Below are 13,414 nucleotides of genomic sequence, written 5' to 3'. Positions count from 1 at the left end.
TTACGGAAGATAGAACATGAGCACAGTCAATAATGATCGCACCGCCCTGGACCCCACTGCAGGGACCATGGCTGGTGTGGATGCCCGCAACAAAAGCGCCATGGCGGAAACGGAAGACCGCTTTCTGACCATGCTGATTACGCAGCTGCGTAATCAGGACCCGCTCAACCCCATGGATAACGCCCAGGTCACGACCCAGATGGCGCAAATGTCCACGGTGGCGGGGATTCAGCAATTGAATAACACCTTGCTGGCTGTGGCCGGGCAAATGGACGTCAGTCAGTCCATGCAGGCCGCCAATCTGATCGGCAAGCAAGTGCTGGTGCCGGGCTCGAAAGTGTCCCTGGGGACCAGCCAGGATGGCGAGAAAGTGGCCATGCCCTACGGCATTGATCTGGTCAGCGGAGCGACTTCGACCGTGGTTCAGATCAAGGATAGCAGCGGCAAAGTGGTTCGTGAATACGATCTGGGCGCCAAAGACGCGGGCGTGTACTCGTTGGAGTGGGACGGCCTGGATAACGATGGTTCACCGCTGGCCGACGGTTCGTACACCGTCAGTGTCTTGGCCAGTAATGACGGCACGGCCGTCACAGCCAGCCCATTGACGCATGGCAAGGTCGATAGCGTGGCTTACACCTCCAGCGGTTTGATGCTGGACCTTGGCCTGGCGGGTTCGTTCTCCCTGCTGGATATACGCAAAATCATGTAAGCGCCGCTTGCCCCAACAGCGGGCTGGGCCAACACGACATTAAAAGGAAAGTTCATGAGCTTCGGACAAGGATTGAGTGGCTTGAACGCCGCCTCCCAAAACCTGGATTCTATTGGTAATAACATCGCCAACTCGGGCACGGTGGGCTACAAGGCCTCGACCGTGCAGTTTGCGGACGTGTATGCCAACTCGCGCATCGGTCTGGGTGTGCAGGTATCGCGGGTCAGCCAGCGTTTCTCGGTAGGTAACGTCAGCAACTCGGGTAACCAGTTCGACATGGCGATTGACGGTGCAAACGGTTTGTTCCGCCTGGAGCAAAGTAACGGCGCTGTCCTGTTCTCGCGCAATGGCCAGTTCTATCCGGACAAGGCGGGCTATCTGGTTAACGCCCAAGGTCATTACCTGACCGGTTACGGCCCAGGTGGTAGCCAGCTGGAGCGCTTGCAAGTGCCTTCGGCCAACGTGCCTCCCAAAGCCACGACAGCCCTGGATTTCAAGCCCAACCTGCCCGGCGGTGCCGAAGCAATTCCAACGACCAAAACACAGCAAAAAGTGGATGCCAACGGTGATCTGGTATTCAAGCCCAAACTGGATGCCAACGGTAATCCTGAAATGACTCCCAAGCTGGACGGTAATGGTGATCCCGTTCTGGATGGCAGCGGTAACCCCGTCATGGAGCCCGTGATGGAACCAGACATGGAAACCGTTGCGGTCAATGTGTTTGATCCCAAAGACCCCACCACTTACAGCAACGCATTCAGCTACTCCGTCTACGATTCGCTGGGTAACAGCCACGAGGTTTCCCAATACTTCGTCAAGCGCCCCGCCAATGCGGCCGGTGAGAGTGTGTGGGACGTGTATTACATGGAAGGCAGCACGCCCTTGTCGCCTGCCAGCGCGACCCTGACCTTTAACGGTTCAGGCGTGATGACCAGCCCCAATCCGGCTACCGTCAATCTGACACTGGCCAATCCCGGTGGCAATGCGTCGCCAGCGGATGATCTGGTGTTTGATGTGCGTTACACCGGCACCACCCAGTTCGGTGGCGAGTTTGCCAAGGGCAAGCCTTACCAGGATGGTTACGCCACGGGTGAGTACGCTGGCATGAGCATCGACAAGGACGGCACCATGGTGGCTTCCTACACCAACGGTGTAACGCAGCGTCTGGGTTCCCTTGTTCTGGCTGATTTCAGCAACCTGCAAGGTCTGAGCCCTGTAGGTGGTAATGCCTGGGCTGAAACCGGCGCATCGGGCCAGCCTATCCTGGGTCGCCCCGGCGAGAACGGCTTGGCCACGATCAAGGGTCAGGCGGTGGAAGATTCCAACGTGGATATGGGTCAGGAACTGGTCAATATGATTATTGCCCAGCGTACCTACCAGGCGAATGCCCAGACCATCAAGACGCAGGATCAGGTTCTGCAAACCCTGGTCAACCTGCGTTAAGAGCTGTCATGGATCGCCTGATTTACACCGCCATGAATGGCGCCCAGCGCACGCTGGAGCAACAAGACGTCATTACCAACAACCTGGCCAACGTGAACACGTCCGGTTTTCGCCAGCAGTTGGCGTATTACCGTTCCGTGCCCGTCACAAGCGATGTGGGTTCGCAAACCCGCGTAGGCACGGCCACAGTGACGCCTGGCAGCCGTTTTCAACCTGGCGCCATGGCCGAGACCGGCAATGCGCTGGATGTGGCCATTGCGGGCGAGGGCTGGTTTGCCGTCCGTGCGCTGGATGGTCAGGAAGCCTATACGCGGGCAGGCGATCTGGTGGTCAATGCCCAGAACCAGCTGGTGACACAAGGTGGCTTGCCCGTGCTCAGCGCCGATGGGCAGGTCATTGAAATCCCGGATCGCGGATCGATCACGTTCTCCAGCGACGGTCAGTTGACCGCGCTGGGTGCGGGTGACAACCCACGCGATATCCAGGTGATGGGGCAATTGAAGATGGTCAATCCCCCTTCTGCTGATTTGTTGCGGGGGCAGGATGGTTTGTTTCGCATGAGCAATGGCGCGCCGGCCCCGGTTGATCCGTCGGTACGCATGGTTTCGGGCTTTATCGAGAAAAGCAATGTGAACCCGGCTGAAGCGATGGTGGCCATGATTGCCAATGCGCGCCGCTTTGAAACCCAGATGAAGGTCATCCAGGACGCCAGCGCACGCGAAGATCGGGCCAACTCCCTACTTTCTTTTAATGGCTAAGCCGCGCTGATTGCGCAGGCGCTAGCTGCAAGGATTACACACACATGATTCGCTCTCTGTGGATTGCCAAGACCGGTCTGGAAGCCCAGCAGACCAATATGGACGTTATCTCCAATAACTTGGCCAACGTGAATACCACCGGCTTCAAACGTACCCGCGCGGTGTTTGAAGACCTGATGTACCAAACCATCCGTCAGCCCGGCGCTCAAGTCGGTGCCGCCAACCAGCTGCCTACCGGCTTGCAGGTTGGTACCGGTGTGCGCACCGTGGCGACCGAGCGTATCCATACCCAAGGTGACATGAAGCACACGGGCCACAATATGGATATCGCCATTCAGGGCAGCGGTTTCCTGCAAGTGGAAATGCCGGACGGCACGTTTGCCTACACGCGCGACGGTAGCTTGCAGCGTGACCAGAATGGTCAGCTGGTGACTGCTGGCGGTTACCCCATTCAGCCCCCCATCAATATTCCCGACAACGCGCTGGAACTGACGATTGGCCGTGATGGCACCGTGTCGGTGACTCAGCCTGGTGCAGCCGGTACCAGTGTGGAAGTGGGCCAGTTGCAACTGAGCACCTTCGTGAATCCGGCCGGCCTGCAAAGCATGGGCGAGAACCTGTACATCGAAACCGATGCCTCGGGTGCCGCCAACTTTCTGCAACCCGGTATGGACGGTGCAGGTCTGGTCATGCACAAGTACAACGAAACCTCCAACGTCAATGTGGCCGAAGAACTGGTCAATATGATCAGCACCCAGCGCGCCTACGAAATTAACAGTAAGGCCGTTTCCACGGCTGACCAGATGCTGGCTCGCCTGACACAGCTGTAAATCTAAAGAGATCGTGACAATGTTCCAAGCTCTGATGAGCCGTCTTGCCTTGTGTGCGCTTGTAGCCCTGTCCGGTTGTGCGCTGGTGCCCCCTGAAGATGTGGTAACCGGCCCCCTGACGGCCGCCCCGCCACCGGCGGTGCCTGCCGCCGTGGTGGCCAATGGCTCTATCTACCAGCCCTCGGCTTACGGTAACTATCCGCTGTTTGAAGACAGACGACCACGTAATGTGGGCGACATTGTCACGATCATGATCCAGGAGCGGACCAACGCGGCCAAGAATGTCTCGACCAATACGGATCGGACCGGAAGCGGTGGTCTGGACTTTACCGGCGTTCCAGCTTTCCTGCCTAACGAAGTGGGTAGCAAGCAGAACTTTGAAGTCAGTGGCTCGAACAAGGCTCAGGGCAAGGGTTCCAGCCGTGCCGACAATACTTTTAGCGGCACCTTGACGACCACCGTGGTCGGCGTTTTGCCTAACGGCAATTTGCAGGTGGCCGGTGAGAAGCAGATCGCCATTAACCGTGGCAGCGAGCACATCCGCTTTTCTGGTGTGGTGGACCCACGCTCCATTACTGGCAGCAATACGGTGTCTTCCACCCAGGTGGCTGATGCCCGTATCGAGTTTCGTAGCAAAGGGGTTATGGACGAAGTCCAGACCATGGGTTGGCTACAGCGTTTTTTCCTGAATATTTCTCCGTTCTGAGCCTTTTGCTTGCTATGGCGTTTTCCATGAGTCGTACTCGTTTTTCTTCTTGTCGCCATGTGCTGCAAGCCGCCATGTTGGCGGCGGGCCTGTTGCTGGCTCCGGTCAGCCAGGCCGAGCGTATCAAGGATCTGGCATCCATTCAGGGCGTGCGAGACAACCCGCTGATCGGCTACGGTCTGGTCGTGGGTCTGGATGGCAGCGGTGACCAGGTGCGTCAGGCTCCCTTCACTCAGCAAAGCTTGACCAATATGCTGTCCCAGTTGGGGGTGACCATTCCCCAGGGCAGCAATATGCAGCTCAAGAACGTGGCGGCTGTCATGGTGACGGCCCGTCTGCCCGCCTTTGCCCGTCCTGGTCAGGCCGTGGATGTGGTCGTGTCCTCCATGGGTAATGCCAAGAGTTTGCGTGGCGGGACCTTGTTGATGACGCCCTTGAAAGGTGCGAACGGTCAGGTCTATGCCATTGCCCAAGGCAACTTGCTGGTGGGTGGGGCAGGGGCCGAAGCAGGTGGTTCCAGCGTACAGGTCAACCAGCTCAATGGCGGCACCATTCCAGGCGGCGCAACGGTCGAGCAAAGCGTACCCACGACTTACGCTCGGGATGGCGTGATCAATCTGGAAATGAATTCCTCGGATTTCGGTACAGCCCAGAACGTGGTGGCGGCCTTGAACAAGCAGTTCGGCCCATCCACCGCAACAGCGCTGGATGGTCGCTTGATTCAGGTGCGCGGTCCCTTGGACCCCCAGGCTCAAACCGCCTTTATTTCGCATGTTGAAAACCTGCAAGTGAATCTGCCACCGGCACGTGCTCGCGTGGTGATCAATGCTCGTACCGGCTCGGTGGTCATGAACCGCACGGTCACGATTGATGAAGCCGCCATTGCCTACGGCAATCTGTCCGTGGTCATCAGCCGTCAACCGCAGGTCAGCCAGCCGGATACTCCTTTTGGTGGTGGTCAGACCGTAGTGGCTGACAGCACCCAGATTGAAATGCGCAGTGATAGCGGCTCCCTGCAACGCGTAAAGACCAGTGCCAACCTGGCCGATGTGGTGCGCGCTTTGAACGCTTTGGGTGCCACCCCTCAAGACTTGTTGTCCATCTTGCAGAACCTGAAAAGCGCGGGCGCTTTGCGGGCCGATTTGGAGATCATCTAATGACGGTGCAGTACTTCCCACGTCCGGGCACGGGAACGCAGGTTTCGATGTTTGACCCCCAGCAACTGGCTCAACTGCGTCGGCAAGCCGGGCAGGACGGTCAGAATCAGGCCACTCAGCTGCAAGTGGCGCGTCAGTTCGAGTCCCTGTTCATTCAAAATATTTTGAAGCAGGCACGGGCTGCCAATCCCGAAGGCGGCCTGTTTGATACGCAGTCGGTGCGCATGGCGCAAAGTCTGGGTGATGAGCAACTGGCCATGCAGTTGGCTGACCCCGGCATTGGTTTGGCCAAAGCCTTGCAGGCCCAGATGAGCGGGCAGAACAGCGAGCCATTTGGTGTCGCGTCCCATGATCCGGAAGCGGCCCCTTCGCGTCGGGCGGATTTGCGTTCGCGCATGCCTAATGACCGTTCCATTGATGCAGCATCGATTGCCGAGCTGATCGACAAGCTCAGCAATAACAGTACGGTGCAGCGTGTGTACTCGTCGATTCAGGGCGCGCCCAATCATATTCGCCAGTTTGTGGACCGCATGAACACGGCCGCCAAATTGGCTGCCGAGGACAGTGGCGTTCCGGCCCAACTGATCTTGAGCCAGGCGGCGCTGGAGTCGGGCTGGGGCAAGCGTGAAATCATGCACGCAGATGGCTCCACCAGCCATAACCTGTTTGGTATCAAGGCTACGCCGTCCTGGAAGGGCAAAACGGTGGACGTCATGACGACGGAGTATCAGAACGGCGTGGCGCGCAAAATGACGCAGACCTTCCGTGCTTATGACTCCTATGCCGAGTCGTTTGCGGACTACGCGCGCCTGATCGGTAATAACAAACGCTATGAAGGCGTAAAACAAGCGGCTTCGCCTCAAGAAGCGGCGCAACGCATTCAGGAAGCGGGCTACGCCACCGACCCCTCCTACGCCAAAAAGCTGATCTCCATCATGGCCTACTTTGATGGCGGCAAGTCTTAATTATTGATACAGGTCTAAATATTGCACCAAGGTGGTCGTTAAAAAGCAGCATGTTCATTTTTCGCCTTGGACACTACGGGCCGGGCAGGACAGAAAGGATTTGATATGAATCTCGCCAACCTTGGTATTACCGGCTTGTTTGCCGCTCAAAAGCGCATGCAGGTGACGGGCCACAATATTAATAATATCGATACCGCTGGCTATAACCGCCAATCGGTCCTGGTTGAGACGGCTGGCTCGGTAGGAAGCGGCAATGGCTATTACGGCCGTGGCGTGCAGGTGGTTACCGTTCAGCGCTCCTACGACAACTTTCTGTATCAGCAGTTGGTGCGCTCGCAAACTACCGGTGCGGCTCTGGTTAGCTACGGTACGGAAATTGCCCAGCTGGACAATCTGTTCTCGGACCGCACGGTCGGCGTCAGTCCCGCCTTGCAAAACTTTTTCAATGGTCTGGAAGCCGTGGCATCGCAACCTGCGGATCCTTCGGCTCGCCAGGAACTGCTGGGCCGTGCAGAAAGCCTGGCTACCCAGATTCGTGACGCGACATCCTACATGAACCGTGTCAACGAGAACATCAATACCCAGGTGGGTACCACCGTTACCCAGATCAACAGCTATCTGGAACGGATTGATAACGTCAACAAACAGATCGTGGCTGCCAAAGGCACCACGCCCGGTCACGAACCCAATGATTTGCTGGACCAGCGCGAACAACTGGTGTCCGAGCTGGGGCAACTGATTGATGTGCGTACCGTCGAGCAGGATGGACGGATGAGCATCACCACCGCTGGCGGCCAGATGCTGCTGGGTGGCGAAAGTATTTACCCCTTGCACGCCGTGCGTTCGGCTGAAAACCCTGAGCGTATGGTGGTCGGCTTTACCTCCGCACTGAATGTGGACGGCAAGATGGTGGTGTCCGAGTTCCGCGAGGGCACCATTAAAGGCGGCACCTTGGGGGGTTTGTTGCAGTTCCGTCAGGAAAGCCTGGAGCCGGCTATCAATGCGCTGGGGCGCTTGGCTGTGGGTCTGGCTCACACGGTGAACGATATTCACCGTCAAGGTGTGGACCTGAAGGGTGAGGCGGGCAAAGACATGTTCAGCGTCAGCGGCCCGAAAGTGATTGCCAATGGCAATAACCCGGTCAGCAGCGGTGTGCCTGGTGTGTCTTTCTACAAAGACCCTGTTGATCCGGCTGATCCCAGCAAGGGCTACACCCAGCCAGTCGACAAGCTGACGGGCGACAACTACCGCATCGAGCGCGTGGATGGTCGTTTCCAGCTGCGTAACTTGAGCAGCAACGACGTTACCCCCTTGAACGGTCCGGACAAGAACGGTGGCATTACCCGGGTGGATGGTCTGGAAATTGATGTCTCTGGCTTGAAGACCCAATCTCAGGATGGCGACTCCTGGTTGCTGCAGCCCACCGTCAATGCAGGCAGCAGCTTGCAGGTGGAGATCAAGCGTCCACAGGATATTGCTGCAGCCGACAAAGACACCGGTTCGGCTAACGGTGCCATCGCCCAGAAACTGGCGGACTTGCGCAATAGCAAGGTGCTGGCCGACGGCTCCTTGAGCCTGAACGATTCTTTTGGTCAGATCGTGAACCGTATTGCGGTGCAAACGCAGCAAAACGGCACGGCGGCCAAAGCCCAGTTAAAGCTGATCGAGCAAAACTATGCCGCTCAGCAAACCTTGTCCGGCGTGAACAAGGACGAGGAATACATCATGCTCCAGCGTTATCAGGAGCAGTATCAGGCCGCTGCCCGTCTGATTGACGTCAGCTCCCAGATGTTTGACACCCTTTTAGGCCTGCGTAGTTGAGTACGGCTCTTTAGTCTTGAAATTGGAACCTTGCTATGCGTATCAGTTCTTCTCTTTTCTTTCAGACGGGCCTGACTTCGATCAACAAGCAGCAGTCCGATCTGATGCGGGTTTTTCAGCAAATGGGCTCGCAAAAGCGCATGATCACCCCATCGGATGATCCGCTGGCCTCGGCCCAGACCATTAATCTGGCCCAGTCCCAGGCCATGGACAAGCGTTACGGTGAAAACCGTGAAGTGGCCATGCGTGCCCTGGGTGAGGAAGAAAACCTGCTCAATGCCGTCAACCTGCAGTTGCAAGGCGTGCAGACCCGTCTGGTGGAAGCCTCTACCGGAACCATGTCCGATGCGGATCGCAGCACCTTGGCCACGGTGGTGGAAAGTGCGCTGGATACTCTGTTTGGCTTTGCCAATACCAAGGATGGTTCGGGGCAATACCTGTTCTCCGGTGCCAAGGGCACGACACAGGCCTTCGAGCGTACGGGCAATACCTTCAGCTACACGGGCGACACCAACAGCCGCAATATTCAGGTTGAGCAAACTCGTCAAATGGATTCGGCCGATCATGGCCGCACCATTTTCGAGCGCGCCAATCCCGGCTCGACCGCCTATTTCACCCAGGCCAATGCCAATACGGGCTCGGCTGTAGTCAGTGCTCCGAATGGCAATTCCTCGCTGGCCGGTGCCGAAGCCCATTACACCATTCGCTTTACTTCGGAAACCGAGTACGACATCGAAGTGAATGGCGCGGTTGTCAGCCAGGGCGTACTGGACGAGAACGAGCGTCAACGCATTAATTTGCCCGGTGGCGTCAGCGTCCAGATCGAAGGCAAGCCTGCCGTCGGTGACAGTTTCGAGGTCAGCTCGGTAGACAGCACCAGCTCGGCAGACATGAACATGTTCAACACCTTGCAATCGGTGGTTGAGGCCCTGCGTAAACCTGTCAGTGGCGATCCCGCTGGGCAGGCAGAGTTCCGCAACACGATGAACTCGGCCATGCAACGTATCGGGGAAAACTTCGATAACGTGCAGACCGTGATTTCCTCGGTGGGTACGCGCATGAACGAGATTGATGCCTTGAGCGCCAACGGCGCGGCTCGTGCCTTGAACTACACCAATGAGCTCTCGCGTCTGGAAGATCTGAATATTTTTCAGGCTTCCACGGATCTGGAGTTGCGCAAGGCCGCGCTGGAAATGTCGGCCATGGCGTTTCAGACGATTCAGAGCATGAGCTTGTTCAATCTGAATCGCTAAGTCTGCGTTCCTTTTTTGGGTGGTTTTTCCTTAACCGGCAGTCAAGCACCACGTGCGGGAATCTTCTATGCTTTTTAAGAATTTGAGTCTGAAGGTCGGCATGACCTTTTGTATTGCTGCTCTGATGGCATTGACAGTGGCCATGGCAGGTTGGGCACTGTATTACTTTCATGGCCTGTTGGCCCTGGGCTCGGGCGACAAGGTATTGCGCACCCTGCAAGAGCAACAGAGCACGTTCAATATCGTCCTGACCGTTGTGCTGGTGCTGGCCGTGTTGTTGGGTCTGGCTGCGGTCAGCTACTTCTTCCGTCGTGTGGTGCGTCCTTTGGGTGACTTTGCCGCGTACTTTGATGCGATTGCCAAAGGCGATCTGACTCAACGTATTCGCGTGCTGACCGCCAATGAGATCGGTGATCTGTTCGAGTCCTTGGGCCGCATGCAGGAATCCCTGGTCAAGACCACCACGACGGTACGTCTGGGCCTGGAAGAGATCCATGCCGGTGCGCAGGAAATTGCCCAGGGCAATACCAATATCAGCAGCCGTACCGAAGAGCAGGCCGCTTCCTTGCAGCAGACCGCTGCCAGCATGGAGCAGTTGGCCGGCACTGTTCGCCAGAACGCGGACAACGCCCAGCAAGCCAACCAGTTGGCCGCCACAGCATCGGATGTGGCTCATCGTGGTGGTAGTGCCGTCAATGAAGTGGTTGCAACCATGCAAGGCATTTCGGCCAGCTCCAACAAGATTTCCGACATTGTGGGCGTGATCGACAGCATTGCGTTCCAGACCAATATTCTGGCTTTGAACGCGGCTGTGGAAGCCGCTCGCGCAGGGGAACAGGGCAAGGGTTTTGCGGTGGTGGCCGCTGAGGTGCGAGCCCTGGCTCAGCGCAGTGCCCAGGCCGCGCGTGAAATTACCGCCTTGATCGAAGACTCGGTGCGCAAAGTGACGGAAGGTTCCTCGCAAGTGGAGCGTGCCGGCGCCACCATGCAGGAAATTGTGGATTCCGTGCGTCGCGTGACCGACATCATGGGTGAGATTACCGCTGCCACGATTGAACAGTCCTCCGGGATTGATCAGGTGAATCGCGCAGTCTCGCAAATGGATGAAACAACGCAGTACAACGCCCGTCTGGTGGAGCAGGCCGCTCTGGCATCCTCTGGCCTGAGCGAGCAGGTGACCAAGGTCAACCAGGCCATCGCTTTCTTCCGTTCGCCCGGTACGGAAGTCATTGACGTCAGCGCGCGCCGTGTGGCCAACCGCCGCAGTGTGGCCGCTGCCTCCTCTGAAACAGAACACCGTCGCAGCCCCGCCTTGAACGGCAGTGCCGCGGCAACCAAAGCCAGCCCCGCCACCAAAGGCTTGTCGGCGCCTGCCAAGGCTGCACCGGCCGCCAAGGCTACCGCTGCCCAGGATGATAGCCAGCGCCTGCTGCGCCCGGACCTGAGCAAAAGCAGCAGCGCTGCTTCGGATGATGATTGGGAGGAGTTTTAATGTCTCGCTCCCGACTGAGTACCTGGGTCGGGCTGGGACGTAAGACGCTGATAGGCTTGTGCTTGCTTACCCTGGTGGCGTGTGCCACCCAGGGTTCCTCCTTCAAGGCCTCGGGGTTGAATGATCTGATCCTGGGCCAAAGTACTCGTGCCGATGCCGAGCTGTCCTTGCAAGGTCGTCCTCATCAGGTCTACCGACAGCTCGATGGCAGTGAAATGGCCGTGTGGTTCCAGGGCACAAGCCTGGCAACGGATGCGGTCTATTTTCGACAGGAGCTGTGGCTTCAATTTGATGCCCAGGGGCGTTTCCAGCAAGTGGTCAAACGCAGTCATATTCCTTCCATGTATCGCGAGCAAGCGCGTAGTACCACGACAGGCTCGGTCACGATTGAGCACCCTGGCACGGACATGATCACCATCTTGCCGGTCAGCCACTAGAGTTTTCTTTGGATTTAGCAAATGCTGGGTATTGAAAGCAGTCTTCCGTCCGCGTCCCGCGCTTCTAAACGTCGTTCCTCAAAATCGTTTCGCCCCAGTCTGAAGTCCGCTTCGGGTCTGAAGATCAGCACCATGCTGATGATCTGCATGGGCTTGTTCATGGTTCTGATTGTGGCCGTGGGTGGCCTGGCGGTTTACTTCCTGCAGCAAAGCGGTGATGCCTTGCGCACCATTAATGGCCAAAGTGACCGTTCAGTGCAAATTCTGCAGCTGAACAACAATATGATGGAGGCGCGTCTTAGCTTGATGAGCGCTGCTCGCTTTTATCAGGAAGCTGGCATCGATAACGACGCCAATATGCTGCAAAGCGCAGACAACCTGGTGATTATGGCCAACCAGAAGCTCGATGAAGTCCGCAAGGCCTTTGCTGATATTCGTGCCAATATGCCCACGGAGCCCGAGCTGCGCCGTCTGGCCATGGGCTTGGTGGCCTCCTATCAGGCCTATCTGGATGACGGCATCGAACCGATGGTGCAGGCCCTGGAAACCCGCGACTACAGCACTTTTTACTTCGTCAGCGAGGGCTTTGGCGTGCTGCGTGCCGCCACCTTCCAGTTCCGTATTGAGGAGCTGAGCAAGTTCTATAACGATCAGACAGACTTTTTGCTGGAGCAATCCGAATTGCAAACCAGCGTTGCCATTAGCGCGATTGGTTTTGGCTTGCTGATTGGCCTGATCATTATTGTGGTGCTGCGCTTGGTACTGGGTCGTACCGCTTTGACTCCCCTGCGTGAAGCCGGTATGCACTTTGACCATATTGCCAATGGCGATCTGACCAAGAAGATTACCTACCGTTCGGCCAATGAAGTCGGTGTTTTGTACGACGCCATGCGCCGCATGCAGCAAAGCTTGCAAGGCATTGTGCTGACCGTGCGTCAAGGGGTGGACGAGATTGCTTCGGGTTCCTCGCAGATTTTTGCAGGCAATACCGATTTGAGTTCCCGTACCGAACAACAAGCGGCGGCCTTGCAGGAAACGGCGGCCAGTCTGGAAGAGTTGGCCAGCACAGTGCGCCAGAACGCGGACAATGCTCATCAGGCAGACCAGTTGGCTCATAATGCTGCCAAGGTTGCGCGCCAGGGGGGGGAGTCAGTTGGTGCCGTAGTCAACACCATGAACCAGATTTCTGCCCGTTCCGGACAGGTGGCTGACATCGTCAATGTGATTGACGGCATTGCCTTCCAAACCAATATTCTGGCTTTGAACGCCGCCGTGGAAGCCGCCCGGGCCGGTGAGCAGGGCAAGGGCTTTGCGGTGGTAGCGGGCGAAGTACGCAGCCTGGCGCAGCGCAGCGCGCAAGCGGCCAAGGAAATCAAGGGCCTGATTGAAGCCTCGCAAAATGAAGTCCAGACCGGTACACAGCAAGTGGCCAGCGCGGGCGACATTATTCAGGAAGTGGTGCGCGCGGTAAATAGCGTGACCACCTTGATGAGCGAGATTTCCTCGGCCTCTCAAGAGCAAACGGCGGGTATCGAGCAGATCAATACTGCCGTGGCACAAATGGATGCTGTGGTGCAGCAAAATGCCTCGCTGGTGGAAGAGGCTGCTGCGGCAGCAGGCTCTTTGCAGTCTCAATCCGAGACCCTGGCCGAGGCGGTTTCCCAATTCAAGGTTCAGGAAGGCGATGTCATCGATATGGCCGAGCGCGACTACGATCGTTTGCGTTAAGCGCTTTGAGGGGAAAAAAAGGCGCATGCCTATAGTTGAAATCCCCTAGAAAAACAGGGTCCGCGAGGGCCATGCTGCATGGCACAATAATTCTTTGCCTATAGCCAGCAGAGAC

The 13,414-nt window shown here is 57.2% G+C and carries 12 protein-coding genes; all 12 read left to right on the top strand.

What is annotated here, in order from left to right; translation table 11 throughout:
- Positions 1-16 precede the first annotated feature (16 nt).
- The 12 genes from D0C27_RS16940 (at position 17) to D0C27_RS16885 (ending at position 13,299) form a co-directional block, all read left to right on the top strand.
- Complete coding sequence (locus tag D0C27_RS16940; protein ID WP_035269042.1) at positions 17-709, top strand: flagellar hook capping FlgD N-terminal domain-containing protein; 693 nt, start codon at positions 17-19, stop codon at positions 707-709.
- Positions 710-763: 54 nt separating this feature from the next.
- Positions 764-2,152 (top strand): flagellar hook protein FlgE, encoded by a 1,389-nt coding sequence (locus D0C27_RS16935; protein WP_060186850.1) that lies wholly within the window; start codon positions 764-766, stop codon positions 2,150-2,152.
- A gap of 8 nt (positions 2,153-2,160) precedes the next feature.
- On the top strand, positions 2,161-2,910 hold the full coding sequence (flgF, locus tag D0C27_RS16930; RefSeq protein ID WP_035269047.1) for a flagellar basal-body rod protein FlgF: 750 nt from the start codon (positions 2,161-2,163) through the stop codon (positions 2,908-2,910).
- A gap of 44 nt (positions 2,911-2,954) precedes the next feature.
- Entirely contained in the window at positions 2,955-3,740 is a 786-nt protein-coding gene (gene flgG / locus D0C27_RS16925; protein WP_021446824.1) for a flagellar basal-body rod protein FlgG, read from the top strand.
- A 19-nt stretch (positions 3,741-3,759) separates the two neighbouring features.
- The gene (locus D0C27_RS16920) at positions 3,760-4,446 is read left to right on the top strand and encodes a flagellar basal body L-ring protein FlgH (RefSeq protein WP_009458110.1); all 687 of its coding nucleotides are present in this window, start codon (positions 3,760-3,762) and stop codon (positions 4,444-4,446) included.
- A gap of 26 nt (positions 4,447-4,472) precedes the next feature.
- Positions 4,473-5,603, top strand: coding sequence for a flagellar basal body P-ring protein FlgI (locus D0C27_RS16915; RefSeq protein ID WP_009458108.1), 1,131 nt, complete (start codon positions 4,473-4,475; stop codon positions 5,601-5,603).
- Positions 5,603-6,568 carry a flagellar assembly peptidoglycan hydrolase FlgJ gene (gene flgJ, locus D0C27_RS16910; protein ID WP_137431363.1) on the top strand — a complete coding sequence of 322 codons (966 nt, stop codon included), beginning with the start codon at positions 5,603-5,605 and terminating at the stop codon, positions 6,566-6,568. Before D0C27_RS16915 ends, flgJ begins: the two co-directional genes overlap by 1 nt.
- Before the next feature lie 105 nt (positions 6,569-6,673).
- Positions 6,674-8,389, top strand: coding sequence for a flagellar hook-associated protein FlgK (gene flgK / locus D0C27_RS16905; RefSeq protein ID WP_009458104.1), 1,716 nt, complete (start codon positions 6,674-6,676; stop codon positions 8,387-8,389).
- A gap of 35 nt (positions 8,390-8,424) precedes the next feature.
- Positions 8,425-9,642 (top strand): flagellar hook-associated protein FlgL, encoded by a 1,218-nt coding sequence (flgL, locus tag D0C27_RS16900; RefSeq protein ID WP_137431362.1) that lies wholly within the window; start codon positions 8,425-8,427, stop codon positions 9,640-9,642.
- Between the two features lie 67 nt (positions 9,643-9,709).
- The gene (locus D0C27_RS16895) at positions 9,710-11,134 is read left to right on the top strand and encodes a methyl-accepting chemotaxis protein (protein ID WP_269508703.1); all 1,425 of its coding nucleotides are present in this window, start codon (positions 9,710-9,712) and stop codon (positions 11,132-11,134) included.
- On the top strand, positions 11,134-11,571 hold the full coding sequence (locus D0C27_RS16890; RefSeq protein ID WP_137431361.1) for a hypothetical protein: 438 nt from the start codon (positions 11,134-11,136) through the stop codon (positions 11,569-11,571). The genes D0C27_RS16895 and D0C27_RS16890 overlap by 1 nt, the downstream gene beginning before the upstream one ends.
- A gap of 21 nt (positions 11,572-11,592) precedes the next feature.
- On the top strand, positions 11,593-13,299 hold the full coding sequence (locus D0C27_RS16885; RefSeq protein ID WP_137431360.1) for a methyl-accepting chemotaxis protein: 1,707 nt from the start codon (positions 11,593-11,595) through the stop codon (positions 13,297-13,299).
- Positions 13,300-13,414 lie beyond the last annotated feature (115 nt).

Source organism: Alcaligenes faecalis (assembly GCF_005311025.1).
Lineage (GTDB): Bacteria > Pseudomonadota > Gammaproteobacteria > Burkholderiales > Burkholderiaceae_B > Alcaligenes > Alcaligenes phenolicus.
This window is presented reverse-complemented; position numbering and strand designations above follow the sequence as displayed.

What these genes read in the sequence shown, in the direction of transcription:
- D0C27_RS16920 (WP_009458110.1), top strand. Translation starts at nt 3,760, where the DNA reads ATGTTCCAAGCTCTGATGAGCCGTCTTGCCTTGTGTGCGCTTGTAGCC.
- D0C27_RS16940 (WP_035269042.1), top strand. Translation starts at nt 17, where the DNA reads ATGAGCACAGTCAATAATGATCGCACCGCCCTGGACCCCACTGCAGGG.
- flgL (WP_137431362.1), top strand. Translation starts at nt 8,425, where the DNA reads ATGCGTATCAGTTCTTCTCTTTTCTTTCAGACGGGCCTGACTTCGATC.
- D0C27_RS16915 (WP_009458108.1), top strand. Translation starts at nt 4,473, where the DNA reads ATGAGTCGTACTCGTTTTTCTTCTTGTCGCCATGTGCTGCAAGCCGCC.
- D0C27_RS16935 (WP_060186850.1), top strand. Translation starts at nt 764, where the DNA reads ATGAGCTTCGGACAAGGATTGAGTGGCTTGAACGCCGCCTCCCAAAAC.
- D0C27_RS16895 (WP_269508703.1), top strand. Translation starts at nt 9,710, where the DNA reads ATGCTTTTTAAGAATTTGAGTCTGAAGGTCGGCATGACCTTTTGTATT.
- D0C27_RS16890 (WP_137431361.1), top strand. Translation starts at nt 11,134, where the DNA reads ATGTCTCGCTCCCGACTGAGTACCTGGGTCGGGCTGGGACGTAAGACG.
- flgF (WP_035269047.1), top strand. Translation starts at nt 2,161, where the DNA reads ATGGATCGCCTGATTTACACCGCCATGAATGGCGCCCAGCGCACGCTG.
- flgK (WP_009458104.1), top strand. Translation starts at nt 6,674, where the DNA reads ATGAATCTCGCCAACCTTGGTATTACCGGCTTGTTTGCCGCTCAAAAG.
- D0C27_RS16885 (WP_137431360.1), top strand. Translation starts at nt 11,593, where the DNA reads ATGCTGGGTATTGAAAGCAGTCTTCCGTCCGCGTCCCGCGCTTCTAAA.
- flgG (WP_021446824.1), top strand. Translation starts at nt 2,955, where the DNA reads ATGATTCGCTCTCTGTGGATTGCCAAGACCGGTCTGGAAGCCCAGCAG.
- flgJ (WP_137431363.1), top strand. Translation starts at nt 5,603, where the DNA reads ATGACGGTGCAGTACTTCCCACGTCCGGGCACGGGAACGCAGGTTTCG.